This window comes from Serratia ureilytica (assembly GCF_013375155.1).
Classification (GTDB): domain Bacteria; phylum Pseudomonadota; class Gammaproteobacteria; order Enterobacterales; family Enterobacteriaceae; genus Serratia; species Serratia ureilytica.
In genome coordinates this window covers 245,067-271,605 of sequence record NZ_JABXOF010000001.1, presented here as the reverse complement: position 1 = coordinate 271,605, position 26,539 = coordinate 245,067, and the positions used below count along the sequence as shown (strand labels likewise).

Here is a 26,539-nt window from a genome sequence, read left to right as displayed (position 1 = left end):
GACGGCCTGCAATAGTTCACTTTTCGTTAAAAACCCTATTAACAAAAAGGCATTATTGCTGCCTATCGGCTTTCGTCGGGCGGTCGGCTTCATTATTTCCAGGGTAACTCCCGCTAAATTCTTTCACCTGCAATGAGTAGAATTTACACACAAGAGATTTAATTCAATGAGAAAATTACTCGTCCTGATTTTCAGTCTCAGCCTGTTTGGCGTTACGCAACAGGCGGCGGCTGAAGAGAAGAATAAAACCGTCGACGTGGTTCTGATCGGCGGCGGCATCATGAGCGCCACCTTGGGTACCTATCTGCATGAGCTGGAGCCGACCTGGACCATCGACATGTACGAGCGCATGAACGGCGTAGCGGAAGAGAGTTCCAACGGCTGGAACAACGCCGGTACCGGGCACTCCGCCTTCAGCGAAATGAACTACACGCCGGAAAAAGCCGATGGCACCATCGACATCAGCAAGGCGGTGAAGGTCAACGAGTCTTTCGAAATCTCTCGCCAGTTCTGGTCTTATCAGGTGAAAAACAATGTCCTGAAAGATCCGAAATCTTTCATTAACAGCGTGCCGCACATGAGCTTCGTGTGGGGCGACGACAACGTCAACTTCCTGCGTAAACGCTATGCGGCGCTGCAGCACAGCACCCTGTTCCGCGGCATGGAATACTCCGAAGATCCTGCGCAGATCAAGCAGTGGGCGCCACTGGTGATGAACGGCCGCGATCCGGCGCAGAAAATCGCCGCGACCCGCATGCCGCTGGGTACCGACGTCAACTTCGGCGTGATCACCCACCAGCTGGTTGACGCGCTTAGCGCCAGCGACAAGTTCAAGCTGAACCTGAGCCACGAAGTGCGCGACATCAAGCGCAACGCCGACCAGACCTGGAGCGTGACCGTTGCCGATCTGAACCGCGACGGCAAAGAAACCACCGTTAACGCCAAGTTCGTGTTCATCGGCGCAGGCGGCGCGTCCCTGACCCTGCTGCAGAAGTCCGGCATCCCAGAAGCCGACGGCTACGGCGGCTTCCCGGTCGGCGGCCAGTTCCTGGTCACCACCAACCCGGAGATCGCCAACCAGCACCTGGCCAAAGTGTATGGCCTGGCCAGCGTAGGTTCACCGCCGATGTCCGTGCCTCACCTGGATACCCGCATGCTGGACGGCAAGCGCGTGCTGTTGTTCGGGCCGTTCGCCACCTTCTCCAGCAAGTTCCTGAAGAACGGTTCACTGTTCGATCTGATGCACTCGCTGAGCACCTCGAACCTGATGCCGATGACCCACGTCGGTCTGGATAACTTCGATCTGGTGAAATACCTGGTCGGCCAGCTGATGATGAACGACGACGACCGCTTCGCCGCGCTGAAAGAGTACTTCCCGGACGCCAAGCAGGAAGACTGGAAGCTGTGGACCGCGGGCCAACGCGTGCAGATCATCAAGAAAGATGCGGATAAAGGCGGCGTGCTGCAGTTCGGCACCGAAGTCGTCAGTTCTGAAGACGGCAGCATCGCCGCTCTGCTGGGCGCTTCGCCGGGTGCTTCTACCGCTGCGCCGATCATGCTGCATCTGATGGAAACCGTGTTCAAAGACAAAGTGGCGACGCCGGAATGGCAGAGCAAGCTGAAAGAGATCATCCCGTCTTACGGCCACAAGCTGAACGGCGATATCGAGATGACCAACAAGATCCGCGGTTACACCAGCAGCGTGCTGGGTCTGAACTACATTGAAGTGAAACCGGAAACTAACTGATTCCCCGTGGTTTCCTGCTGACAAGGCCGCTTTATGCGGCCTTTTTTCTATACCCCTGCCGCTCAAAGAGCATTTTTGGCCACCTATTTACCCCCGGTTTACCCTTGCGTAACGGCGTAGTCACGCCTATTATCAAAGTATATTCTTGGATAATTAAGCTAAGTCACTGTGACCTGAATGTCGTTTTTGCGGGAGAACTAAAACCATGGATCGCGTCAATATCATTCACGATTTACTAGACTGGATTGAAACTCATCTGGACCAACCGCTGCTGCTGGATAACGTCGCCGCCAAGTCAGGCTACTCCAAATGGCACCTGCAGCGCATGTTCCGCAGCACCACCGGCCACGCGCTCGGCAGCTATATCCGCGAGCGGCGCCTGTCGCAGGCGGCGCAGGCACTGCGCTCCACCCCACGACCGATCCTGGATATCGCCCTGCAATACCACTTCGATTCTCAGCCGTCGTTCTCGCGCGCCTTCAAGAAACAGTTCGGCAAGACCCCGGCGGTGTATCGCCGCACCACCCGCTGGGACGTCGCAGAATGGCCGGCGCAGCCGGCGCAGACGCAGACTGAGCAACACCGCGACGCCCCCGCCTTACCGCACTGGTTTGCTGGCAAACTGCCGGAAGGCGTATGCACCAGCTGGATGGGGCTGCGTTAATCCTCATGGTAAAGGCACAAAAAAGGGTTCAGTTCGCGAGAACTGAACCCTTTCTTTATTGACGAGACACCGAATTATTTGAAGGTGACGTCAATATTCGCCGATGCGCTGAACGGCCCCACTTTCGGGTTGGTGCTCAACCATTTCAGGCTGGCCATAAAGTTCTTTTCAACGATGGTGCCGTTGACCAGGCCCAGATCGACCGGACTGTTCATCATGATCGGCGTATTCGGCGTCGCCGCCTGCGAGATCAAAATCCCGAAACCGCTGTCGCTGGTCGGCAGGATCACGCTGTTATCCTGCAGTGGATAGGTGGTGCTGAAGCTGGCCTGCAGCGTCTCCCCCTGGCAGTCCTGTCCGGTCGTCGGATCGGACATATTGGCGGCCACCGAGAACGGTACCTGTTTCTCGATTTTACCCACCACCGCATTCTGACGCGGGATAGTACCGAAATTCACCGTCGAACCGTTGTTGGCCACCACAGTAATTTTTGGGTTGCAGGAAATAAACTGAATGTTGCCCAGCCCGGAAATGTAGGCGTTAAAGTTACTGTTCGGCGTGCCGTTCAAGCCGCCGACGCCATCAACCTGAAATACCGAGTACGAGTTGTTGTCGTTGATCTTGCCGCCGGCCGGCGGCGCCTTGCCGGTTGCTTTAATGTAGATGGCGTAAGACACGGTTACCGTCAGCGATCTGGCCGGAGACAAACAACGGCTGCCCGAACGGCGACATTCCGTGCCGGGACCGACGTCCTGACGTGCGCCTTTAGTCGGTTTGACATCAATCCCCTGATAAGTGACACCCACTTCGATCGAATTATGGATCTGACTCATCCGGGACTGCGGATCCCAGTACAGGTAGGCGTTCTCCCCTTTCGGGTTGTTCCAGTCATCCGTACATTGGAAGGTCGAAGTAAAAGTCTGCGAACGCCACAGCAACGCGCCCGGCGCGGTGTTGGCGGTCGACACCTTGATGGCTTTATCCAGCACGATATCCTGGCGAATGCTGCCGTTCTGCTTACAAGACAGCGCATAGCTGCTCTGAGAAAACGCGCCCAGCGTGACCAGCAGCCCAGCCGCCAACCCGAGATTCTTGTGCTTTAACAAAGAAGACATATCCTTTCCTTTTACGGTTTTCCGCAGGTCAGCGAAAGTTCCTGATAACCCATCAGCTGTTCGGTCGCCGCTTTCAATTCCGGCACCACCAGTGAGCAGCTTTCGCCCGCGTCGTTGCCCCATTTCACCAGCAGGCGATCCCCTGCGGAAGCCCCTGAAATATAAATATCGCCGTTGGTACCGACAGTACCGTTGTTCTTGCCGTCCGCACTGAAGACGTTGGCGCCAATCGGCGGTACGCTGCCGTCGGCCATCTTGCTGTGCACCAACAGGCTTTGGCCCGTGTGCGTTTCAAACTTCACGCGGGTGATTGCGCCGTAAGTCGGCACCACGTCTCGCGCCGCCATCGGGATATCCAGGCCGTTGCCGATATCTTCGGTGCGCAGCGCCACGCGGTTATGACGGTATGGCGACGCCGAGGTCATTACCGCGTAACCGAAGCGGTCGATGGCGACGCCCGGTTGGTTTTCGATGCGAACGCCTTTGGCGTCTTTGGCTTCCACCAGCACAAAGGTGTTCTGCAGCGGCTGGGTCAACGTCACGCCGCCGGAGTGTGCGACGATGCCGCCCGCCACGCCCAACGAAGATTGTTGATAATCTTTGCTGTAGCTGTAACCGGCATTGATGTTCCCCATGCTGCCCTGGTAACCGACGTTGGCCGAGCTGGTTTGGCCCGAATAACGATCATGGCCGCTTTGCACCGCATAGTTCAAGCGGTTGTCATCCAGCGCGGTACCGCTCAGGCCGGCGCTGTAGGTATTGCCGCTCTGCTTGCTGTGGCCGGCGTTGAAGCTGGCGGTCATATCCGACGAATCCTTGCTGAAGAAGCTGAACGGAATCGATACGGTCAGGTTGACGCTGCGATCTTTATAGCCGTAGTTGCTGCGGCTGTCCTGATAGAAGACGCCATAGCTGATATTTTTATAGCTGCTGTTGAAACCGGTCTGAACGGTGCGATCTTCGCCGGACCCGCCCCAGTAAGACTGGTTGCTGAGGTTGGCGTACAGCGTCGAATTACCGGCGATGCGCTGGTTGACAGACAGCTCAACGCGCTGGCGTTTGTTGTTGAACCGGCTGGTATAATAACTGCGACGGCGCGACTCCGCCCAGTCCGGCACGCCCAGGTTGCGATCGTTTTGATCGTAGTAATCGTTACGGTAATAGCCGTTCTCATAGCGTTCGCGCTCGGCAACCGCATCGGAGAAATCATAATAGCCGGAGGTCGAGTAACGGTAACCGGCAATGCGGAATTCCGTCCCCCAATCGTTGAGCGACTTGGAATACAGGAAACGGAAACTTTCCCCTTGCTTGTCATCGCCGTTCACCAGGTTGGTGTCGGAATAGGACATATCAAAGGAAACGGCCCCCCAGTTCCCCAGGTTTTTACCCAGGCCCACAACCGCTGAACGGTAGTTTTCCGCCACCAGCACGCCGCCGTAAGGCGTGATGTCATACGACATGCCGTGCGACAAGGTACCTTGTACAAACTTGGGCTGATAGCGGCTGGTGCCGTCGTGGTATTTACCGGCGGTCAGCTGATAGTTCCAAATCCCTTCGCGCAGCATGTTCGGCACCGAGGAGAATGGCACGACGAATGAGGTTCTCGAACCGTTGGCTTCGATGACCGTCACATCCAGGTTACCGCTCAAGGTGCTTGGGAAAATGTCCGTCAGCGCAAACGGCCCTGGCGGCACGTTGGTACTGTAAATGGTATAGCCGTTCTGACGCACTTCAACGCGCGCGTTGGTCGTCGCCACACCGCGCACCACCGGCGCATAGCCGCGCTGGCTTTCCGGCAGCATGTCGTCGGCGCTGGACATCTGCACACCGCGGAACTGAATGCTGTCGAAAACATTGTTATTGGTGTTGGTCTGGCCGATCACCAGACGGCTGCGCAGAGAAACGATGTCCGTTTCCGCCCAGCTGGAAATGTTCTTCCAATGCGTACCGGCGCCCGACTGTTGGTTCAACGTCGAGTTGTTGCGCAGGCGCCAATCGCCGATATTGAGGCCGTTGTTGAGACTCAAAAAGTAATAGTCTGAGGTCTTGTCGTTCTGATTATTACCGTAGCGGTTATGGGTACCGCTAAAGTTATAGTTTACAAAGCCGGCGTTGATGCCACGATCGTAAACTTTCGGTGAAATGGCGCCTTGCGGACGCGGGATCAGAAACACCTGCGGCACTTCCAGATCCATACGCTGTACGGCGGCGTCATAGTTCAGCTTGGCGCCGGAGATCTGCTGCGGCAATGCGTAGCATTGCTCGGCACCTGCGGTGGTCAGATCGCCAGGCAGCTTTACGCCGTAATCCTGATAGTCCGCCGCCGTCAGGCACGGGGCGACAGGAGAGTCCTTGGATTCTTTCTTGAACTCGATTTCACGGTGATCGATACGCTGCCCGTTGAGATAGATATCAAACGGATATTTACCCGGCAGAATATCATCCCCGCTGGCCAACGACGCCACCTGGGCGATATTGTCATCGCCATGGATGAAGGAAGTGTTGAACTGCTCCTCCGCCATGGCCATATGTGAGAATGAAAAAGGCACAGCAGAAAAATAAATTACACCATTAATCAGCTTCACCAAACGTTTTGGCGCGAGGGTTGTTATTCTTTTGTGTGCCATTTCTTTCATTCCTTGAAGTGCTTCAAATCAATTCAGTGCGACGTTTTTAATCTCGGTGTGACCGCCATAGTCGTTGATATAGGTAAACGACATATTGCTGGCTGATTGCGCCCCCTGAGGCAGGGAAATACGCAGACTGTCGTGTGGCTTGACCATGTCGGCGTTCACTTTCCAGCTTTTACCGCCGCTCTTGAGGTTCAATACGCCCAGCGTGACGAACAGCGGGCCATCGTTGGTCACGACCAAGTTGCCGCCCTGGCGCGTCCATTTCAGCGCTTCTGCCTGCTGCTGCAGGTTGGTTTTCAACGAATCCGGGCGGTAGAACAGCTTGATACGGGTACGGATCGCCACCTGCAGCACGTTATCTTGCTTAGGCGTTGGCGGAATTTCCTGTACGTTAACCCAGAGCAGAGATTCTCTGTCCTGCGGCAAACCGCTGCCGGAATAAATAAAACGCAAAATGGCGTCTTTCTTGGCAGCCAGCTTCAAAATGGGTGGTGTCACCACGATCGGCAAATTCTTAGGCATCTGGCTTGCGTCGCCAGTATCCAGCCAGGTTTGCACCATGTAGGTATCGTCGCTGTCATTGCTGATTGAGAGCGATGCGGATTTACTTGCACTGTTATAGATGACACGCGTCGCATCAACCTGAATGCCGGCAAAGGCATTAACAGAGAATGCGAATAAAATACCAGTCAGAATTTTTTTCATCGGAATGTCTCAACTCTCAAAATTTAGCCATCCTTGGCCAATAACTCTATCTATCCTGCCAGCGAATTATTTGTATTCGATGGTGAAGGTAGCGTTAGAGTTTGCCTGACCGGCAGTTACCAGATCCTGGAAGGATTTGTAACGAGCGCGCAGGTTGAAAGTCGCAGCGCCTGGGTTATCGCCATCAGCAGCAACAGTTACGGTAGCTGGGGTAGCCACTTCCTGAGAGATTGGCAGAGTAGAACCGTTGTTATCCAGAATTTCAACGCCAACGCCAGTTGCGCCGCCAGTTACAGCCAACAGCTCTGGGTGGCCAGCTGGAGTGTTACCGTCGAAACGCAGGGTGTAGTTACCCGCTTCACATTTCTCCAGGCTAATATCGAAAGCTTTAGCACCGCTGGTAGAACCGGCAGTTGGGAAAGCGGTGGTAGGATATTTACCCAGGTAAACTTCTTTATTCTGGTCTTTATCAACAACTTTACAGGTGGACTGTACAATTTCACCGGTGAATTTAACGTTGCCGTTTGCTGCCATTGCGTTGGAAGCAGTTGCAGACAATACCAGGGCAGCCAAAGGCAATAATACTTTTTTCATTTCCAGCTCCATAGAACAATAAAATAATCGATTCAGTGGCGGGCTTATATATATATTGCCGCCACTGAGCATACACTCAGCGATAGCACTCCCTTGCTGAAAAGGAGCGTTGCCTCGATGAACTCATTGCCGGACGAAATATAGACTAAGCATATTCTTAATGTTAAATCGTTTAAAACATTCATAAGCCCCCTCTTGATAGGAATAAACTATCGGCGGATACCTATCGATCGATGTTGACGATTCATATGAATAGGAATAATCTGTGTTTGGGAAAGCTGCAGAGTTCAACATTTTGCGTTAAGGCCTGAAAATCAGAATATTATCCCGAATATTTACATTTAGTAACAGATTGCGACGTTTGGACTTTGGCACGAATTCCGCGTTAAATGGTCTGTCGACACGTTTCGGCCATCCTGACGCTTTAAATAAGAAATTTACCAAAAAATACGGAGTAACTTTCTTTTTAATCATTTAAAATCAACAAGTTAAATATCAATCCAAGGATTGGGAAATGAGCGGTTCTTTCAGAGAGAAAAATAACGGCATTAATTATGTTTTCCAGCCAATGTTCGCGAAATCGGGACAATTGCTGGCCGTTGAATGCCTGTCTCGCTTTACGTTTAATAGCGAATATGCCCATTTTTCTCCTGAACAGTTCTTTCGCCATGCCGACAGCGCTACCCGGATTGAGATTTTGATGGATCAGATAAATCTGATCGATAAATACAAACACTGGTTTCATGAAAACCAAGTGATAGCCACTTTGAATGTTGACGATTATTCCCTGCAATCGCTGGCGAATACTCACTTTGCCGAAAGAATTAATGCCCTGCGCTGTATTCATTTTGAGATCAGCGAGAATTCAACCCGGCTGGTGAAAGATCGCGTGCACGGCGATCCGTCATTGAATAGTTATTCATTTTGGCTCGATGATTTTGGTTCTGGCTATGCGGGTTTTTCCGCGTTGTACAACAGCCAGTTCCGCTTCGTTAAGCTCGATCGTTTTCTGCTTTGGGACTTTATGAAAAAGTCCGGCGGCGAGGGCTTGATGCGCGCGTTACTGCGCTTCTTTTACCTTAATCATTACAAGGTAATTATCGAAGGAGTTGAAACTCCCGAACACAAGAAATGGCTGGATGAAATGCCATATTACGCACTGCAGGGAAAGCTGTGGAAGGAATCCAGCATCAAGGATTTGAACTCGCTTCTTACAGCTGAATACTTTTAACTCGGTATTGGTGTTTGCCCTATGTCTAAAAACAACGTTCTTGTGATTAGTGAGTGTAAGTACAGCTATGTTGGCCTGTCGGTGCTGTTGAAGAAACACTACGGCGCGTACGATATCCGCCTGTTTTCCGATTTCATGCACGGCGGCGCCAAAGCGGAAAAGATCACCAAGCACGATATCGCGCTGATTTTCACCTCGCAAAACCTGGAGCAGAGCGTCAACGTGATCGAAAGCCTGGTGTCCCTGCACCAGCAGTACAACAGCAAAACGCGCCTGTTGGTGTTCTATGACGACGAGCGCGTGGTGAAACTGCTGTCGATCCTGGGGATTTCCGTCGAGTTGGTCTCCACCCGCATTCCGCTTTATTCGCTGCAGGAAAAAATCCAGCGGCTGCTGGAAAGCAAAGAGCCGGGCGGTATCCGGGTGCAGAAAACCCGCGAGCTAAGCCCGGCGGAAAGCGACGTGATCTTCAATCTGCTGCGCGGCGACAGCCTGCTGCATATCGCGGAAAAACGCGGCACGCACCCGAAAACCATCTTCTCGCAGAAATACAGCGCGATGAAAAAGCTGCGGCTGCGCAGCATGAGCACCATCTTCGTCGCCGGCAAATAACACGCCCTGGTTTGTTGCGCGGTACGCCGCGCGGCAACCCGCCCCCTCGCCGAGTTAAATTAATGTAACAACCGGCGACAAAGCAGCAACAGACACACAACATCCTCTCCTGTTGGCTACGATTTGCACACGGATTATCCGTGAGTCATGTCGTGTGGATTAAAAATAAACATCAGGAGATGTTATGAAGTCGTCCTTATTCAGCCGCTATACCTGCTTTGTGCTGAGCATCTTGCTCACCCTGGTTTTCTTGATCATGATGCACAACCATCCGTGGTTCTGGCTGCCGGCCCTGGCCTGCGGTTGCCTGATGGTGCTGGGTATCTACGATCTCACGCAGCAGCGCCACGCCATTTGCCGCAACTACCCGATCATCGGCCGCCTGCGCTTCTTCTTCGAGTTCATCCGCCCGGAACTGCGCCAGTATTTCCTCGAGCAGGATAATGAAGAGATCCCGTTCTCCCGCACCCAGCGCACGCTGGTGTATCGCCGGGCGAAAAACGAGATGGGCGACAAGCCGTTCGGCACCCTGCTGGACGTGTACCAAACCGGTTATGAATGCATCGGCCACTCGATGCGGCCGGTGGAAGCCGCCGATCCCACCAGTTTTCGCATCACCATCGGCGGCGCCGACTGCCGCCAGCCCTACTCCGCGTCAATCTTCAACATTTCGGCGATGAGCTTCGGCGCGCTCTCCGCCAACGCCATTCGCGCACTCAACCTCGGCGCGGCCAAAGGCAATTTCTACCACGACACCGGTGAGGGCAGCATCAGCCGCTATCACCGCGAAAACAACGGCGATCTGGTGTGGGAGCTGGGCAGCGGCTATTTCGGCTGCCGTACCGCCGACGGCCATTTCGATCCGCGCCGCTTTGCCGAACAGGCGCAAAGCCCGCAGGTGAAAATGATTGAAATCAAGCTCAGCCAGGGCGCCAAACCGGGCCACGGCGGCATTCTGCCGGCGAAGAAGGTGGATGCGGAAATCGCCGCCACCCGCGGTGTGCCGGAAGGCGTGGATTGCATCTCGCCGGCCTCGCACAGCGCCTTCACCACCCCGCTGGAAATGATGCAGTTCATCCAGCAGCTGCGCGAGCTGTCAGGCGGCAAACCGGTCGGTTTCAAGCTGTGCATCGGCCACCCGTGGGAGTTCGTCGCCATCGTCAAGGCGATGCTGCACACCCGCATTCTGCCGGACTTCATCGTGGTGGACGGCAAGGAAGGCGGCACCGGCGCCGCCCCGCTCGAACTCTCCAACTATATGGGCATGCCGCTGCGCGAAGGGCTGCTGTTCGTGCATAACACGCTGGTGGGCTGCGGCCTGCGCGACCAAATCAAGATTGGCGCCAGCGGCAAGATCATCAGCGCCTTTGACATCGCCAGCGTGCTGGTGCTCGGCGCCGACTGGGTGAATTCGGCGCGCGGCTTTATGTTCGCCGTCGGCTGCATCCAGTCGCAAAGCTGCCACACCAACCACTGCCCGACCGGCGTCGCGACGCAAGATCCGCTGCGTCAGAAGGCGTTGGTGGTGCCGAACAAGGCGGAACGCGTCTATCACTTCCATCAAAATACGGTGAAAGCGCTGGCGGACATGCTGGCGGCGGCCGGCGTCAGCCGCCCGGAGCAGTTGACCTCACACCATATGCTGCGCCGCATCACGCCGACCGAGATCAAGGTGTACGCCGATATCTATTACTACCTGGAGCCGGGCGCGCTGCTGCAGCCGGAGATCAAAAGCGAGTTCTACGCTCGCATGTGGCGCATGGCGACGCCCAACAGTTTCGATCAGGCAATCTCGCTGCCGGCGGCATGATGGGATAAGGAATAAAAAGAGAGTTGCCCCCTCGCCTTGGGGAAGAGCATATGGAGAGGGGTTGCTTGCTACGGCGGCCCTCCCCCTCAACGGCGAGAGGGCGTGTCGGTTACTGCTTGCGCACCGGCGCATCGCCGGCGACGTAGTAGTCGGCGGTGCTGCGCGGCAACGGCGTGCGCTGGCGAATGCGGTCGGCGATCTTTTCGGCGATCATGATGGTGGTGGCGTTCAGGTTGCCGGTAATGATCAGCGGCATAATCGACGCATCCACCACCCGCAATCCTTCCATGCCGTGCACCCGGCCCTGGCCGTCGACCACCGCCATCTCGTCTTCGCCCATCTTGCACGAGCAGGACGGGTGGAAGGCGGTTTCGGCGTGCTCGCGCACGAAGGCGTCCAGCTGCTCGTCGGTCTGCACCTCCGGCCCTGGGCTGATCTCGCGGCCACGGTATTCGTCCAGGGCAGGCTGCGCCATGATTTCGCGCGTGATGCGGATAGCATCGCGGAACTCCTGCCAATCCTGTTCGGTCGACATGTAGTTGAACAGAATGCTCGGGTGCTGGCGCGGATCCTTCGACTTCACCTGCACCCGGCCGCGGCTCGGCGAACGCATCGAACCGACGTGGGCCTGGAAGCCATGCTCTTTCACCGCGTTGCTGCCGTTATAGTTAATCGCCACCGGCAGGAAGTGATACTGAATGTTCGGCCAGGCAAACTCTGCACGGCTGCGGATGAAACCGCCGGCCTCGAACTGGTTGCTAGCGCCGACGCCGGTGCCGTTGAACAGCCATTCCGCGCCGATTTTCGGCTGATTGAACCATTGCAACGCCGGGTACAGCGACACCGGTTTCTTACAGGCGTACTGCAGATACATCTCCAGGTGGTCCTGCAGGTTCTCTCCGACGCCCGGCAGATCGTGCACCACGTTGATGTCCAGACTTTTCAGCAGCGCCGCCGGGCCGACGCCCGAACGCTGCAGAATTTGCGGCGAGGCGATGGCGCCGGCGCACAGCAGCACTTCGCGGCGCGCTTTGGCATGGGTCAGCTGATTGCTGTCGCCCTGCAGATAGTTGACGCCCACTGCGCGCTTGCCCTCGAACACGATGTGGTCGGTCAGCGCATGGGTAACGATCTTCAGGTTCGGCCGTGAACGGGCCTGATCCAGATAACCGCGGGCGGTGCTGGCGCGGCGCCCTTTCGGCGTCACGGTGCGGTCCATCGGGCCGAACCCTTCCTGCTGATAGCCGTTCAGATCGTCGGTGCGCGGATAGCCCGCCTGCACGCCGGCTTCCACCATGGCGTGGAACAGTTCGTTGTTACCGGCCTTCGGCGTGGTGACGCTCACCGGGCCATCGCCGCCGTGGTAATCGTTCGGGCCGATATCGCGCGTTTCCGCCTTGCGGAAATACGGCAGGCAGTCCAGATAGGTCCAGTCTTCCAGACCCGGCGCCTTGGCCCAGTTGTCGAAGTCCATCGCGTTGCCGCGAATGTAACACATGCCGTTGATCAGGGATGAACCGCCCAGCCCTTTGCCGCGGCCGCATTCCATTCGGCGGTTATTCATGTGCGGCTCAGGATCGGTTTCATACGCCCAGTTATAGCGGCGGCCCTGCAGCGGAAACGCCAGCGCGGCCGGCATCTGGGTACGGAAATCCATCCGGTAATCCGGGCCGCCGGCTTCCAGCAGCAGGACGCTGACGTCGGCGTCCTCGGTCAATCGGGTGGCTAACACGTTGCCGGCTGAACCGGCACCGATAATGATGTAGTCAAATTCCATTCATTATCTCCTTACTTTATAGAGGCCTGGTCAGGCAAAGACGCGAAGCGCGGCTCGGCAACAGGCTGTGTATTTGGGCGCTCTAGAGATTGTCGGCCGCAGCCAACGCGGCTGCGGCTCGAAAGACGACGGGAAGATCAGAATACCGAGGCGTATTCGCCCAGCTCGACCTGCACCGATTTGATCTGGGTGTAGTGCTCCAGCGTGGTCAGGCCGTTTTCACGGCCGACGCCGGACTGCTTGTAGCCGCCGACCGGCATTTCCGCCGCCGACTCGCCCCAGGTGTTGATCCAGCAAATGCCGGCTTCCAGCTGGTGGATCACGCGGTGCGCGCGGGCCAGATCGTGGGTCACCACACCCGCGGCCAGGCCGAAGGTGGTGTCGTTGGCGCGGCGCACCACTTCCTCTTCGTTCTGGTAGCTGAGGATGCTCATCACCGGCCCGAAGATCTCCTCGCGCACGATTTCCATATCGTCGCGGCAGTCGCTGAACACCGTCGGCGCCACATAAGCGCCCTTGCCGAATTCGCCGTGGGTGACGCGTTCGCCGCCGCACAGCAGGCGCGCGCCGCTGTTTTTGCCGCTCTCGATAAAGCGCAGCACCGATTCCATGTGCGCAAAGCTGACCAGCGGCCCGAAGTTGGTCTGCGGATCGGTCGGGTCACCGAGGCGAATGCGCTTCACGCGCTCGAGGATTTTCGTCTCAAACTGCGCCTGCAGCGCCGCCGGCACGAAGACGCGGGTGCCGTTGGTGCACACCTGGCCGGAACTGTAGAAGTTGGCCATCATGGCGATATCGGCGGCGCGATCCAGATCGGCGTCGTCGAAGATAATCAGCGGCGATTTGCCGCCCAACTCCATGGTGACTTCCTTCAGCGTCGAACCCGACGCGTTGGCCATCACCTTCTTGCCGGTTTTCACCCCGCCGGTGAAAGAGACTTTGGCGATGCCCGGATGGTCGGTCAGATACTGCCCCACTTCCGCCCCGCTGCCGGTCACCACGTTGAACACGCCGTCCGGCAGGCCGGCTTCGGTGTAGATTTCCGCCAACTTCAGCGCCGTCAATGACGTGACTTCACTCGGCTTGAAGATCATCGCGTTGCCCGCCGCCAGCGCCGGCGCGGACTTCCACAGCGCGATTTGAATCGGGTAGTTCCAGGCGCCGATGCCGGCCACCACGCCCAGCGGCTCGCGGCGGGTGTAGACGAACGAGGTATCGCGCAGCGGGATCTGCTCGCCTTCAATGGCCGGGATCAGGCCGGCGTAGTACTCCAGCACGTCAGCGCCGGTGACGATATCCACCGCGGTGGTTTCCGACATCGCTTTGCCGGTATCCAGCGTTTCCAGCGCCGCCAGTTCATCGTTGCGCTCGCGCAGAATATCCACCGCGCGACGCAGGATGCGCGAACGCGCCATCGCCGTCATCGCCGCCCACACCTTCTGCCCGCTGGCCGCGCTGGCCACCGCACGATCGACGTCTTCAGCGCCGGCGGACTGGACTTCAGCCAGAACTTCGCCGTTCGCCGGGTTAATGGCGTTGAAGGTTTTTCCAGCGGTGCTGTCTACATAGGCGCCATGAATATAGAGCTTCTGCAAGCCAAAACGGGACATAGGATCTCCTTGAGTTATCCTCCGGGCGGCGTTTGCCCCCGGAGTTGGAACGTGATGTATTCGGTCGTGAGCGCCAGCGCCTGCGCCTGATTGAACGCGGAGCCGCGCAGCGCGCTGCGCAGCCACAGCCCATCGATCAGCGCCGCCAGCCCCTTGGCCGCCAACCGCGCCTGCGGCTGCGGCATAACGCGGCGAAACTCGGCGCACAGGTTGGAATAGAGCCGACGGCCGTTCACCTGTTGCAAGCGGTTGAGCTGCGGCTGGTACAGACTGCTGGCCCAAAAGGCCAGCCAGGTCTTCATCGCCGCGCTGTTGATCTGGCTGTCGTCGAAGTTGCCGGCGACGATCGCCTGCAGCCGCGCCGCCGGGCTGTTGTCGGTCAGCGCCTGCAGCCGCAGCTTCACCGCCTCGCCCAGATGGCTGATCAGATAGCGCATCGTGGCTTCCAGCAGGCCGTTCTTATCCTTGAAATAATGGCTGATGATGCCGTTGGAAACGCCGGCCCGCCGCGCGATCTGCGCGATGGTGGCGTCATGCATTCCCACTTCGTTTACCGCGGCGAGCGTGGCATCAATCAACTGCTGCCTTCTGATTGGCTGCATTCCTACCTTTGGCATATTTCGACTCTCACAAAACCGACTTCGGCCTTATCTCAGCGGGCAAATTTCACTGCCGTTTCGCCCGTGATTCAGGTCATCATGAGGACTATTAAACTTTTTTTTGATTGAACGTTCAATAAAAATTGCATATATTTTATTGCCGCCTGGTTAAAAAAATGTATTTTCTGGTTGTGGAACTGGCTGATTTTTGTGAGGTAATTAACGAATCTGACCAAAATCAGTGGCTGTAAGCGGTTCCCGCCGCGAAGCGCTCCGGTGCTTCATAAGCAGGCGAAAGCGGCATCGTTCAGGCCATTCCCATGGGGATGGCCGCCGCCTTCATTCGCCCGTTTTCCGGATGCGCCAACGCGCCCCAGAATGCGGAGCGGCACGATTTTACTCAGTTCAGAGGATGACGATGACAACACGCGAAACCTCCTCCAAACCGCAGCAGGACCGCCTCAACCCTGTGGTTTTCTTCACCTCGGCGGGGCTGATCCTGGCCTTCTCGCTGATGACCATCTTTTTCACCGACTTCTCCGGGCAGTGGATCACCCGCACGCTGAATTGGGTGTCGACCACCTTCGGTTGGTACTACCTGCTGGCGGCGACGCTGTACATCGTGTTCGTGGTATTTATCGCCGCCTCGCGCTTCGGTTCCATCAAGCTCGGGCCGGAACAGTCCAAACCGGAGTTCAGCCTGATGAGTTGGGCGGCGATGCTGTTCGCCGCCGGCATCGGCATCGATTTGATGTTCTTCTCGGTCGCCGAGCCGGTGACCCAGTACATGATGCCGCCGGAAGGCGACGCGCAAACGCTGGAGGCCGCCCGCCAGGCGATGGTCTGGACGCTGTTCCACTACGGCCTGACCGGCTGGTCGATGTATGCGCTGATGGGCATCGCCCTCGGCTACTTCAGCTATCGCTACAATCTGCCGCTGACCATTCGCTCGGCGCTGTACCCGATCTTCGGTAAACGCATCAACGGCCCGATCGGCCATAGCGTGGACATCGCCGCGGTGCTCGGCACCATCTTCGGCATCGCCACCACGCTGGGCATTGGCGTGGTGCAGCTCAACTACGGCCTCAAGGTGCTGTTCGAGATCCCGGAAAACCTGACGGTGCAGGGCTCGCTGATCCTGCTGTCGGTGATCATGGCCACCATCTCGGTCACCTCGGGAGTCAACAAGGGCATTCGCATCCTGTCCGAGCTGAACGTGCTGCTGGCACTGGGCCTGATCCTGTTCGTGCTGTTCTTCGGCGACACCGAGTTCCTGCTCAACGCGCTGGTGCTTAACGTCGGCGATTACGTCAACCGCTTTATGGGCATGACGCTCAACAGCTTCGCCTTCGATCGGCCGGTGGAGTGGATGAACAACTGGACGCTGTTCTTCTGGGCCTGGTGGGTGGCGTGGTCGCCGTTCGTCGGCCTGTTCCTGGCGCGCATCTCGCGCGGGCGCACCATTCGCCAGTTCGTGGTCGGCACGCTGATCATACCGTTCGTGTTTACCCTGCTGTGGCTGTCTATCTTCGGCAACAGCGCGCTGTACCAGATCATCCACGGCAACGCCGAGTTTGCTCAGGAAGTGATGCAGTTCCCGGAGCGCGGCTTCTACAGCCTACTGGCGCAATACCCCGGCTTCACCTTCAGCGCCTCGGTGGCCACCATCACCGGCCTGTTGTTCTACGTCACCTCGGCGGACTCCGGCTCGCTGGTGCTGGGTAACTTCACCTCGCGCCTGGCCGACATCAATAATGATGCGCCGAACTGGCTACGGATTTTCTGGTCGGTGGCCATCGGCCTGCTGACCATCGGCATGCTGATGACCGACGGCGTGCCGGCGCTGCAGAAAACCACGGTGATCATGGGCCTGCCGTTCAGCTTCGTGATCTTCTTCGTGATGGCCGGGCTGTACAAATCGCTGCGGGTGGAGGACTACCGCAAGGCCAGCGCGCTCAGCACCCTGGCGCCGGTGCCGGTCTCCAGCCACGACGTGCTCAACTGGAAACAGCGTCTGTCGCGGGTGATGAACTACCCGGGCACGCAGTACACGCAGAAAATGTTGGATAAGGTTTGCCGTCCGGCGATGCAGGACGTGGCGCGCGAGCTGGAGTTGCGCGGCGCGAAAGTGGAGTTCAGCGAAGTGCCGCCGACCGAAGACGAACGCCTGAACCACCTGGAGCTGCTGGTGCACCTGGGCGAGGAACAGAACTTTATCTATCAGATCTGGCCGATGCGCTACTCGGTGCCGGGCTTCACCTACCGTGCCCGCTCCGGCAAGTCGCACTACTACCGGCTGGAAACCTTCCTGATGGAAGGCACCCAGGGCAACGACCTGATGGACTACAGCAAGGAACAGGTGATTGGCGATATTCTCGACCAGTACGAGAAGCACCTGAACTTCCTGCACATTCATCGCGAAGCGCCGGGGGGCACCCTGACCTTCCCGGATATGTGACGGCCGAGAAATATCCAGAGGGCGTAGCCAGGCTACGCCCTTTTTTATGCCTGCTCGGCCGGCAAATCGGCCTTCAGCAGCACCAGGGAGCCGGCCAGCAACACCAGATCCTTGATTAAAAAGCTGGTGGCCCCGGCCATGGCGGGAAAACCGCCGGCGGAGGGCTCCCAGGCGCCCGGCGTGGAAAAGATCAGCGTCAGCGTGGTCAGGTAGGTCACCGTCGATCCGATCGCCCCCAGCAAACCCAGACGCCGCGACCAGAATCCCGCCAGCAGCAGTAAACCGAAGCTCCATTCGGCGACGCCCAATGCATAACTGGCGCCGCGAATGCCGAACGCCTGATGCATCCAGCTCAGCAGCGGGCTGTTGCCGATCAGCGGCACCAGCCCCTGCGCCTCATAATCAAACCATTTGGCGTAGCCGAAGGCGGCGAAGATCACCACCAGCGCCGCGCGCATAAAAATAACGTCCCCGTTCGAGCGCCGAAAGCGCCGCAGCCATGTCGCCAGCATCGTCCTCTCTCCTTATGTTGCCCGCAGCCGCCGCGGTTTGCCGCTTGCGGCCGCGGGGTGAGGCGGCTTAGTGCCCCATCGCATCCTTTTTCATCTCGTCTTTCTTCATGCCGTCTTTGGCCATACTGTCTTTCGCCATGCCATCCTTTTTCATGGCGTCTTTGCCCATTTTGTCTTTCTTCATGCAGTCCTTGCCCATGCACTCTTTCTTCATCCCATCTTTCGCCATGCCGTCGTGCGACATCTGGCTCATGCCGTCCTTTTTCATCGCGTCTTTACTCATGCCGTCCGCGGCGTTGGCGCCGGCCACGCCCAGCATCAGCGCGCTGCACATCATCATTGCGAATAACTTTTTCATGGTATTTCCTTCCGTCATGTCAAAGGCACCGGAGTGCCGGAGAATGGCCGGCGGCCGCCTCAGCTGCCGCCAAACCAGTTGTAACCCTGGTCTTCCCAGTAACCGCCCGGGAAGCGGTTGGTGACCTCGATCACCTGAATGTGCTTCGGATTCTTGTAGCCCAGCTTGGTCGGCATGCGCAGCTTCATCGGATAGCCGTACTTGCGCGGCAAGGTCTGGCCGTCGTAGGTCAGCGCGATAATCGTCTGCGGATGCAGCGCGGTGGCCATGTCGATACTGGTGTAGTAGTCGTCGGCGCATTTAAAGCTGACGTAGCGGGCGCTCAGATCCGCGCCGATTACCTTAAGAAAGTTGGCGAACGGCACGCCGCCCCACTTGCCGATGGCGCTCCAACCCTCGACGCAAATATGACGCGTCACCTGGCTAACCTGCGCCATCCGATGCAGCTGCGGCAGGCTCCAGGCGCGCTTGTCCTGCACCAACCCCGCCACTTCCAGCCGATAGTCGTCGCCGTTGATGTCGGGCGCGTCCTCCTCGGCGTAAAAGGCGTTGAACGGGAATGGCCGGGTGATCATCGACTCCGGGTAGACCGGCGCCAGGCGATCGCCGTTGAACAGCCAGCCCTGCACCCGATCGTTGAGGCGCGAAATACGGCTCAGCGCCTGCTCGACGTTGGCGTTGCCGCTGAGATCGCAGCCGGTAAGCATAGCGATACCGCCCAGCGTCAGGCCGTTGCGCAGAAAGCGGCGGCGGGACGACGCGGTCAACAAGCGCTGCGCTTCTTTGACGATCGCCTGCCCTTCAACGATCGTCATGATCTGTTTATCCTTTTTCATCGTGAACTCCTTAACGTCCGCGCAGCATGGCCAGCAGCGTGCGGGGCACCAGCGCCACCATCACCAAATGGATCGCGACGAAGGCCACCAGCGCCGACATGGCGAAAAAGTGGATATAGCGCGCCGCCTCATAGCCGCCGAGCAGCGTGCGCAGCAGCGGAAACTGCACCGATTTCCACAGCACTAGCCCGGACAGCGCGCTCAGCACGCCGAGGAGCATCACCGACAGATAGGCCACGCGCTGCACCATGTTGTAGTGGCGCAGGTCGGCGTGCTGCAGCCTGCCGCGCAGAGCCGCGCCGACATCGGCGAGAAACTGCTTCGGGCTGAGCGGCCAATATTTGCGTTTGAAGCGCCCTCTGGCGAGGTTCAGCAGCAGGTAACACAGCCCGTTGACGCCAAACAGCCACATGCCGGCGAAGTGCCACTGCAGCGCGCCGCCCAGCCAGCCGCCGAGCGTCAGCTCGTTGAAAAAGCTGAAGTTGAACAGCGGCGAAGCGTTGTAGATGCGCCAACCGCTGGTCACCATGATCAGCATCGCCAGCGCATTCAGCCAATGCGTTAACCGCAGCCACAGCGGATGTACGGTCTGTCGTTGTTCCGGGGTGAGGGTGAGGCTCATAACGATTCCTGCCAGCTAACGATGCGATGCACCGAGTATTCCCCGGATTTGTTCCCCAAGACCTCACGCAAAGTTAAATAAAATGTGATAACTCCGCCGGTGGCGGTTGTGTAGACTTCAGAGAGAATCAGGCTAATCAGCGGTAATGAGAATGGACAAGCCAAAACGAATTTTGATCGTCGAGGACGACGGCGACATCGCCGAGCTGCTGCAGCTGCATCTGCGTGACGAGGGTTACGCCATCAGCCACGCCGCCGACGGCAATCAGGGCATGGCGATGCTGGAACAGGGCGGCTGGGACGCCTTGATCCTCGATCTGATGCTGCCGGGCGTAGACGGATTGGAGATTTGCCGCCGGGCGCGCACCATGACGCGCTACACGCCGATCATCATCACCAGCGCGCGCTCCAGCGAGGTGCACCGCGTGCTGGGGCTGGAGCTGGGCGCCGACGACTATCTGGCCAAACCCTTTTCCATGCTGGAGCTGGTGGCGCGGGTCAAGGCGCTGTTTCGCCGCCAGGAGGCGATGAGCCGCAACCTGCGCATGGACGCCGGCGCGCTCAGCTTCAACGATCTGACCATCGATCCCATCGCCCGCGAAGTGCGCCTGCACCAACAGCCGATCGAGCTGACGCCGCGCGAATTCGACCTGCTGTACTTTTTCGCCCGCCACCCGGGCCAGGTGTTCTCGCGCCTCAGCCTGTTGAATCAGGTCTGGGGCTATCAGCACGAGGGGTATGAGCACACCGTCAACACCCATATCAACCGGCTGCGCATCAAGATCGAGCGCAACCCGGCAGAACCCGAGCGCATCCTCACGGTGTGGGGCATGGGCTATAAATTCGCGGCCGCGCCGCAAGAGTGAGCCATGAAAAACCTTACGTTAGCGCAACGCCTCACGATTATCTTCGCGCTGCTGATCGTCATCGGCTGCGCCTTTTCCGGCTGGATGCAGGTGCGCAGCAATACCCAGTACAGCCAGGCGGTGATCCAGCGCCTGTCCGGCAACCTGGCGCAGCATATCGCCGACAGCAATCCGCTGCTGGGGGTGAACGGGCCGGATCCACAGGCGGTGCATACCCTGTTCGATCAGCTGATGGCGGTGAACCCCAGCGTTGAGGTTTATCTGCTCGACAATCAGGGCGCAATCATCGGCAACGCCGCGCCGGCCGGACATCTGAAGCGGCAGCGGGTCGCGCTGGCGCCGCTGCAGGCGCTGCTCGATGGCGCGCAGATGCCGGTGTACGGCGACGATCCGCGCAGCGCGGACGGGCGCAAGGTGTTCAGCGTTGCGCCGCTGAAGGTCGACGGCCGGGTCGAGGGCTATCTGTATGTGGTCTTGCTCGGTGAAGAGTACACGGCGCTGGCCAGCAATGCCCAATTCAACTCGGCGGCCAGGATGGCGCTGTGGACCTCCGGGGTGATGGTGCTGTTCAGCCTGCTGGCCGGCGGTTTCGCGTTCTACTGGGTCACTCGCCCCATCCGGCGCCTGACCCGTCAGGTCAATGCGCTGGACAGCGGCGGCATTGAGGCGGTGCAGGCCTACGCGGCGCTGCCGGCGGTGCCGGCCGGGCGCGACGAGGTGAGCCAGCTGCAACAGGCCTTCCACCGCATGGCGCAGCGCCTCGCCGAACAGTGGCAAACGCTGGCGCAGCAGGATCGGCTGCGGCGCGAATTCATCGCCAACGTCTCGCACGATCTGCGCACCCCGCTCACCTCGCTGCACGGCTATCTGGAAACGCTGTCGGTCAAGGCCGCCACCCTGAGCGACGCCGATCGGCGGCGCTATCTGGAGATCGCGCTGGCGCAAAGCCGCAAGGTGGGCAAGCTGGCGCAGGAGCTGTTCGAGCTGGCTCGATTAGAGTATGGCGTGGTGAAGCCGCAGAAAGAGCCCTTCTCCCTCAGCGAGCTGTTGCAGGACGTGTTCCAGAAGTTCGAGCTGGCGGCGGAGGCGCGCAACCAGCGGCTGCACGCCGACATCGCCCCCGGCGTGCCGCCGGTGTTCGCCGATCTCAGCATGATTGAGCGGGTGCTGACCAACCTGTTGGACAACGCCATTCGCCATACGCCGCCCGGCGGCGACATCGGCGTGCGGCTGTGGCGGCAGGAAGACCAGGTGATGGTGCAGGTCAGCGACAGCGGCCCCGGCATTCCGCAGACGCTGCGCGCCGATCTGTTCGTGCGGCCGTCTGTCCTGAGCGGCGCCCGACGCCCCGCCGGCGGGCTGGGGTTAATGATCGTGCGGCGCATTCTGCAACTGCACGACAGCGACATTCAGCTGATAGAACAACCACAAAGCGGCGCCTGCTTCCGCTTTGCCATTCCGCCGCGTTAATCCGGCATATCGGTTATTGCGCTAGCGGGAACCGCAGGCTGAAAATGAGGCTGGCGACAGGCGCGCGCTCGATACATTCGGCGCGCACCTCACCGCCGTGCAGCGTCATGATGGCGCGCACGATGGACAGCCCGAGGCCGCTGGCGTGGCTGCCGGCGCTGCGCGCGGGATCGGCGCGGTAGAAACGATCGAACAGCTTTTCCAGATGCGCCGGCGCGATCGGCGGCCCCTGATTGATGACCTGCACCCACCAGGCATCGGCACGCCGTTCAGCCCGCAACACGATCAGGCTGTTTTCATCAGCATAACGTACCGCGTTGGCCACCAGGTTGCTCAGCGCCCGCTGGAACAACATCGCGTCCGCCTTCAGCGCGCCTTCCCCTTCGCAGCTCAGCGCGATGCCGCGTTCTTCCGCCAGCCCTTCGAAGTAATCCGCCACCCGCCGCAGCTCGGTCGCCACCTCCAGACGACTGTAGTTCAGCGCGGACTGCGCCTCACCGGCGCGCGCCAGAAACAGGATGTTTTCCACCATGCGCGAAATACGCTCCAGCTCGTCCATATTGTTCGACAATAGGGTTTCGTACTCCTCCACGCTGCGGGGTTGATACAGCGCCACCTGACACTGGCCCATCAACGCGCCCACCGGCGTGCGGATCTCATGGGCCAGATCGGCGGAAAACTGCGTCAGCCGCTGATAGCCTTCATTCAACCGATCGAGCATCGCATTGAACGACCGGGTCAGCTGCTGCAACTCCTTCGGCGCCCCCTGTTCGCTGAGGCGAGTGGACAATGTATTGGGCGCGATCTCGGACGCCTGCGCCGCCATGCGCCATAGCGGCTTCAATCCCCGGCGCATGACCCCATAGCCCAGCAGCGCAATCAGCAGGAAAGCCACAATGACCGCCGCGACAATGCGCCACAGGTAACGCGCCAGCATCTTCTGCTCGTTGACCATGACGTGCGCAGCGGAGATCTGCAGCAAACTGCCGTCTTCCAGACGCACCATCGCCGATGCCGCGCGCAGCGGCACCCCCTGCGCCGTCTCCCCGCCGCGCACGGCGGCCAGCGTCTGCGCCTGTTCGGGCGGCGTCGGCGCGATCGGCGGCAGGGCCACCCTGGCCGGATTCACATTGATGAGCGGTTTTTGCCCCGGAATTTGGAAAATCAACACGTCCTGTTCATTGCCCAGCATATTTTCGAACAGGCCGTTATTGGCGGTCAGGCGCGCCAAAGGAAAGCGCTGCCCCAGTAAATGGCGGAAATACTCTACGCGCCCGGTCACCTGCAGATCGCTGCGGAGCGTCATTTCCTGGCGCATCGCGCCGAACAGATACCAGCCCGCCCCGCTCACCACGCAGGCGGCCACCAGCGCGAACAGCATGGCGGTACGCAGCGTCAGCGACACCGGCCGACGTGAAGCGCGGACGTTCACGAGCGCGGCTCGCAAACATAGCCGATGCCGCGCACGCTGTGGATCAGCTTGACGTCGAACGGCCGGTCGATTTTGGCGCGCAGGCGTTTGATGGCCACGTCAACCACATTGGTGTCGCTGTCGAAATTCATGTCCCACACCTGAGAGGCGATCTGCGTGCGCGACAGCACTTCGCCTTCGCGCCGCACCAGCAGATGCAGCAGCATGAATTCTTTATTGGTCAACGGGATCACCTGATCCTGGCGCACCGCCCGGCGGCGCAATACGTCCAACTGCAGATCGGCGATGGCGTAATGATCGGCTTCGCGCGCCGGCCCGCGGCGCAGCAAGGTGCGCAAACGCAGCACCAGCTCGGTAAAGGAAAACGGTTTGATAAGATAGTCGTCCGCGCCCAGCTCCAGACCGTGGATGCGATCCTGCACGCCATCGCGGGCGGTGAGAAACAGGATCGGCACGTCGCTTTTCTTACGCAATACCTCGATGATCTGCCAGCCATCCAGCCCCGGCAGCATGACATCGAGCACGATCGCATCGTAGTCCTGCTCCAACGCGCGAAACAGCCCGTCGGTGCCGTTGCGCGCCAAATCGACGCTGTAGCCCGCTTCCCCCAGCCCTTTCTTCAGGTAATCCCCTGTGCCGATATCGTCTTCAACTACCAGTATTCGCATGCTCGCCACCTCGTTACGTCTGCAAAAATACTAGCAGCTTCGGCGGACAAACTTGATGACATTAATGTCATCAAACGGCCATGGCGCTGACCCAGTAGGTCAACCATGCTTAACCGGCAAACTCATTTCAGGAGAACGTTATGATTACCCGTCATCGTATAGCCGGTTTACTGTTGTCCACGTTACTGCTTTCCAGCGGATTGGCCGCCGCCGCCCAAACGCCGGGCAAGGTGATTGCGCCGCTGCGCGGCACCATCACGCAAGTTGCCGACGGCAATCTGCAGCTGACCGACCGCAAGGGCGAGACACTCAGCGTCAAGCTGAACGATCAAACTAAAGTGCTCAGCGTTTCCAAAGCCACGCTGGACGATATCAAACCGGACAGCTTTATCGGCACCGCCGCCGTGCCGCAGCCGGACGGCACGCTCAAGGCACTGGAAGTGCACGTGTTCGCCGCCAGCCTGCGCGGCACCGGCGAAGGGCATTCGGCCTGGGAATCCGCCGACGGCAAAGTGGATACCATGACTAACGGCACCGTCGGTAAACTGGTGAAATCCAACGGCCGCACCCTGACCGTCACTTACGGTAACCAGCAGAAAACCGTCGTCGTGCCGGAAGACGTGCCGATCGTGACGCTGGATCCGGGCGATCTGAGCCTGCTGAAACCGGGCGTGCACATTGTGCTGTTCTCCGCCGTCAACGATAAGGGCGAACGCATCGCCACCCGCATTTCCGCCGGCAAAGACGGCACCGTGCCGCCGATGTAACCGGAGGAAAGCCATGAAAACCAACGCGTCGCGGCCGGTGCATCGCTGGCCGGTTCGAATCACTCATTGGATCAACCTGTTCGCCATGGTGTGCATGTTCATGAGCGGTTGGGAAATCTACAACGCCTCGCCGCTGTTCGATTTCCGCTTTCCGCCGCAGATGACGCTGGGCGGTTGGCTGGGCGGCGCGATTGGTTGGCATTTGGCGGTGATGTGGCTATTGGCGCTCAACGCCGTCTGCTATCTGCTGTGGAGCCTGTTCAGCGGCCATTTTCGCCGCGATCTGTTGCCGCTTCGCGCCGACGCGCTGCGGCAGGATATCTGGCTGGCGATGACGCTGCGCCTGCACCACCGGCATGGCCGCTACAACGCCATTCAGAAACTGATGTACCTCGGCGTACTGGCGCTCGGCCTATTACTGGTGCTGTCCGGCCTGGCGATTTGGAAACCGGTTCAGCTGCAGGGATTGGTCGCGCTGTTTGGCGGCTTCGACTTCGCGCGCTACGTGCATTTCTTCGCCATGGCCGGCATCGGCCTGTTTGTGGTGATCCACGTCTTTATGGTGGCTGTCGTGCCTAAAACCCTGTGGGCGATGATAACGGGTGGCAAACATGAATGAGAAAAAACAGCGGGCAACCGCGCCGACGCTGGAACCGGACCAAAAAAAGCAGCTGGTCAATCTGCAGCGCCGGCTGATGTTGCGCTCCGGGCTGACGCTGGGCGGCATCGCCATGCTGACCGGGTGTAATCTGCAAGACGGCGATCGGGTGGATAAGGTGCTGTGGGCCATGTCGCGCTGGAACGACCGGGTGCAGGCCTGGCTGTTCAGCGGCCAGCGGTTGGCGCAAACTTACCGGCCGGACCAGATCACTCACCCTTTCCCCTTTAACGCATTTTACCCGGAATACAACGTCCCCGAGATCGATCTCGCCGGCTACCGGCTTGAGGTCGCGGGGAAAGTGGAGAAAAAAGCGCCCTGGACGCTGGAACAGCTGCAGCGGCTGCCGCAGCAAAGTCAGATCACGCGTCTGATCTGCATTGAGGGCTGGAGCGCCATTGGTCAATGGGGCGGCGTGCCGCTGCGCACCTTTCTGCAGCACGTCGGCGCGGATCTGAATGCCGGTTACGTCGGCTTCAAATGCGCCGACCGTTACTACGCCAGCCTCGACATGGCCACCGCGCTGCACCCGCAGACCATCCTGGCGTTGGATTTCGGCGGCAAGGCGCTGCCGGCGGACTATGGCTACCCGCTGCGGCTGCGCGTGCCGACCAAGCTGGGGTTCAAAAACGCCAAACATATCGCCGCGATCTTCGTTAGCGACGTCAATCCGGGCGGCTATTGGGAGGATCAGGGCTACAACTGGTTCAGCGGCATTTAGTTTTGCGCGGCGCTGCGCACAACCTTCATCGGCGGCTGGAGGATCGTCTCCGCCGCGGTTAATAATCTGTTCGTC

The 26,539-nt window shown here is 58.9% G+C and carries 24 protein-coding genes; 11 read left to right on the top strand and 13 right to left on the bottom strand.

The window, feature by feature from the left end; translation table 11 throughout:
* The first annotated feature begins 166 nt into the window (after positions 1-166).
* Both HWW83_RS01400 and HWW83_RS01395 read left to right on the top strand, forming a co-directional pair.
* Positions 167-1,747: a malate:quinone oxidoreductase gene (locus tag HWW83_RS01400; protein WP_033642414.1), complete on the top strand. Its 1,581-nt coding sequence runs from the start codon at positions 167-169 to the stop codon at positions 1,745-1,747.
* Between the two features lie 205 nt (positions 1,748-1,952).
* Positions 1,953-2,411 (top strand): helix-turn-helix domain-containing protein, encoded by a 459-nt coding sequence (locus HWW83_RS01395; RefSeq protein WP_033642413.1) that lies wholly within the window; start codon positions 1,953-1,955, stop codon positions 2,409-2,411.
* Between the two features lie 74 nt (positions 2,412-2,485).
* On the opposite strand, the gene HWW83_RS01390 is transcribed toward HWW83_RS01395, so the two are convergent.
* The 4 genes from HWW83_RS01390 to HWW83_RS01375 form a co-directional block, all read right to left on the bottom strand.
* Complete coding sequence (locus tag HWW83_RS01390) at positions 2,486-3,526, bottom strand: fimbrial protein (RefSeq protein ID WP_033642412.1); 1,041 nt, start codon at positions 3,524-3,526, stop codon at positions 2,486-2,488.
* Positions 3,527-3,537: 11 nt separating this feature from the next.
* On the bottom strand, positions 3,538-6,153 hold the full coding sequence (locus HWW83_RS01385; protein WP_033642411.1) for a fimbria/pilus outer membrane usher protein: 2,616 nt from the start codon (positions 6,151-6,153) through the stop codon (positions 3,538-3,540).
* Positions 6,154-6,180: 27 nt separating this feature from the next.
* Positions 6,181-6,864: a fimbrial biogenesis chaperone gene (locus HWW83_RS01380; RefSeq protein WP_033642410.1), complete on the bottom strand. Its 684-nt coding sequence runs from the start codon at positions 6,862-6,864 to the stop codon at positions 6,181-6,183.
* Between the two features lie 66 nt (positions 6,865-6,930).
* Entirely contained in the window at positions 6,931-7,458 is a 528-nt protein-coding gene (locus HWW83_RS01375) for a fimbrial protein (protein WP_004939088.1), read from the bottom strand.
* A 514-nt stretch (positions 7,459-7,972) separates the two neighbouring features.
* Here HWW83_RS01375 and HWW83_RS01370 point away from each other — a divergent pair.
* The 3 genes from HWW83_RS01370 to HWW83_RS01360 all read left to right on the top strand — a co-directional run bounded on the left by HWW83_RS01370 (position 7,973) and on the right by HWW83_RS01360 (position 11,111).
* Entirely contained in the window at positions 7,973-8,689 is a 717-nt protein-coding gene (locus HWW83_RS01370) for an EAL domain-containing protein (RefSeq protein ID WP_016928483.1), read from the top strand.
* Between the two features lie 21 nt (positions 8,690-8,710).
* Entirely contained in the window at positions 8,711-9,301 is a 591-nt protein-coding gene (locus tag HWW83_RS01365; RefSeq protein WP_004939094.1) for a LuxR family transcriptional regulator, read from the top strand.
* Between the two features lie 184 nt (positions 9,302-9,485).
* A complete protein-coding gene (locus HWW83_RS01360; RefSeq protein ID WP_004939096.1) occupies positions 9,486-11,111 on the top strand; it encodes an FMN-binding glutamate synthase family protein in 1,626 nt (541 codons plus the stop codon).
* Positions 11,112-11,220: 109 nt separating this feature from the next.
* On the opposite strand, the gene betA is transcribed toward HWW83_RS01360, so the two are convergent.
* The 3 genes from betA to betI all read right to left on the bottom strand — a co-directional run bounded on the left by betA (position 11,221) and on the right by betI (position 15,115).
* On the bottom strand, positions 11,221-12,888 hold the full coding sequence (gene betA / locus HWW83_RS01355; protein WP_176588939.1) for a choline dehydrogenase: 1,668 nt from the start codon (positions 12,886-12,888) through the stop codon (positions 11,221-11,223).
* Positions 12,889-13,025: 137 nt separating this feature from the next.
* A complete protein-coding gene (gene betB / locus HWW83_RS01350; protein WP_129993292.1) occupies positions 13,026-14,498 on the bottom strand; it encodes a betaine-aldehyde dehydrogenase in 1,473 nt (490 codons plus the stop codon).
* Between the two features lie 14 nt (positions 14,499-14,512).
* Positions 14,513-15,115 carry a transcriptional regulator BetI gene (betI, locus tag HWW83_RS01345; protein ID WP_033642409.1) on the bottom strand — a complete coding sequence of 201 codons (603 nt, stop codon included), beginning with the start codon at positions 15,113-15,115 and terminating at the stop codon, positions 14,513-14,515.
* 400 nt (positions 15,116-15,515) lie between these two features.
* Here betI and HWW83_RS01340 point away from each other — a divergent pair, with 400 nt between their 5' ends.
* The gene (locus HWW83_RS01340) at positions 15,516-17,555 is read left to right on the top strand and encodes a choline transporter (protein WP_004939112.1); all 2,040 of its coding nucleotides are present in this window, start codon (positions 15,516-15,518) and stop codon (positions 17,553-17,555) included.
* 44 nt (positions 17,556-17,599) lie between these two features.
* On the opposite strand, the gene HWW83_RS01335 is transcribed toward HWW83_RS01340, so the two are convergent.
* From HWW83_RS01335 to HWW83_RS01320, 4 genes are all read right to left on the bottom strand, one after another.
* On the bottom strand, positions 17,600-18,067 hold the full coding sequence (locus HWW83_RS01335; protein WP_016928490.1) for a YkgB family protein: 468 nt from the start codon (positions 18,065-18,067) through the stop codon (positions 17,600-17,602).
* A gap of 67 nt (positions 18,068-18,134) precedes the next feature.
* Entirely contained in the window at positions 18,135-18,425 is a 291-nt protein-coding gene (locus HWW83_RS01330) for a pentapeptide MXKDX repeat protein (RefSeq protein ID WP_015377176.1), read from the bottom strand.
* A gap of 59 nt (positions 18,426-18,484) precedes the next feature.
* On the bottom strand, positions 18,485-19,261 hold the full coding sequence (locus tag HWW83_RS01325) for a molybdopterin-dependent oxidoreductase (RefSeq protein ID WP_046686687.1): 777 nt from the start codon (positions 19,259-19,261) through the stop codon (positions 18,485-18,487).
* A 10-nt stretch (positions 19,262-19,271) separates the two neighbouring features.
* Positions 19,272-19,883: a cytochrome b/b6 domain-containing protein gene (locus tag HWW83_RS01320; protein ID WP_176588938.1), complete on the bottom strand. Its 612-nt coding sequence runs from the start codon at positions 19,881-19,883 to the stop codon at positions 19,272-19,274.
* Between the two features lie 151 nt (positions 19,884-20,034).
* Here HWW83_RS01320 and HWW83_RS01315 point away from each other — a divergent pair, with 151 nt between their 5' ends.
* Both HWW83_RS01315 and HWW83_RS01310 read left to right on the top strand, forming a co-directional pair.
* Complete coding sequence (locus HWW83_RS01315; protein ID WP_016928494.1) at positions 20,035-20,748, top strand: winged helix-turn-helix domain-containing protein; 714 nt, start codon at positions 20,035-20,037, stop codon at positions 20,746-20,748.
* A 3-nt stretch (positions 20,749-20,751) separates the two neighbouring features.
* Positions 20,752-22,218, top strand: a complete 1,467-nt coding sequence (locus HWW83_RS01310; protein ID WP_042784003.1) for a sensor histidine kinase — start codon at positions 20,752-20,754, stop codon at positions 22,216-22,218.
* A gap of 13 nt (positions 22,219-22,231) precedes the next feature.
* Here HWW83_RS01310 and HWW83_RS01305 read toward each other — a convergent pair whose 3' ends face one another.
* Both HWW83_RS01305 and HWW83_RS01300 read right to left on the bottom strand, forming a co-directional pair.
* Entirely contained in the window at positions 22,232-23,650 is a 1,419-nt protein-coding gene (locus HWW83_RS01305) for a heavy metal sensor histidine kinase (RefSeq protein ID WP_176588937.1), read from the bottom strand.
* Positions 23,647-24,318, bottom strand: a complete 672-nt coding sequence (locus HWW83_RS01300) for a heavy metal response regulator transcription factor (RefSeq protein WP_047025026.1) — start codon at positions 24,316-24,318, stop codon at positions 23,647-23,649. The genes HWW83_RS01305 and HWW83_RS01300 overlap by 4 nt, the downstream gene beginning before the upstream one ends.
* A gap of 140 nt (positions 24,319-24,458) precedes the next feature.
* Here HWW83_RS01300 and HWW83_RS01295 point away from each other — a divergent pair, with 140 nt between their 5' ends.
* From HWW83_RS01295 to HWW83_RS01285, 3 genes are read left to right on the top strand one after another with little or no spacing between them, the layout of a single operon-like run.
* On the top strand, positions 24,459-25,085 hold the full coding sequence (locus HWW83_RS01295; protein WP_046686683.1) for a hypothetical protein: 627 nt from the start codon (positions 24,459-24,461) through the stop codon (positions 25,083-25,085).
* A 13-nt stretch (positions 25,086-25,098) separates the two neighbouring features.
* Positions 25,099-25,704, top strand: coding sequence for a cytochrome b/b6 domain-containing protein (locus HWW83_RS01290; RefSeq protein ID WP_033642403.1), 606 nt, complete (start codon positions 25,099-25,101; stop codon positions 25,702-25,704).
* On the top strand, positions 25,697-26,464 hold the full coding sequence (locus HWW83_RS01285) for a molybdopterin-dependent oxidoreductase (protein WP_033650565.1): 768 nt from the start codon (positions 25,697-25,699) through the stop codon (positions 26,462-26,464). Before HWW83_RS01290 ends, HWW83_RS01285 begins: the two co-directional genes overlap by 8 nt.
* Positions 26,465-26,539 lie beyond the last annotated feature (75 nt).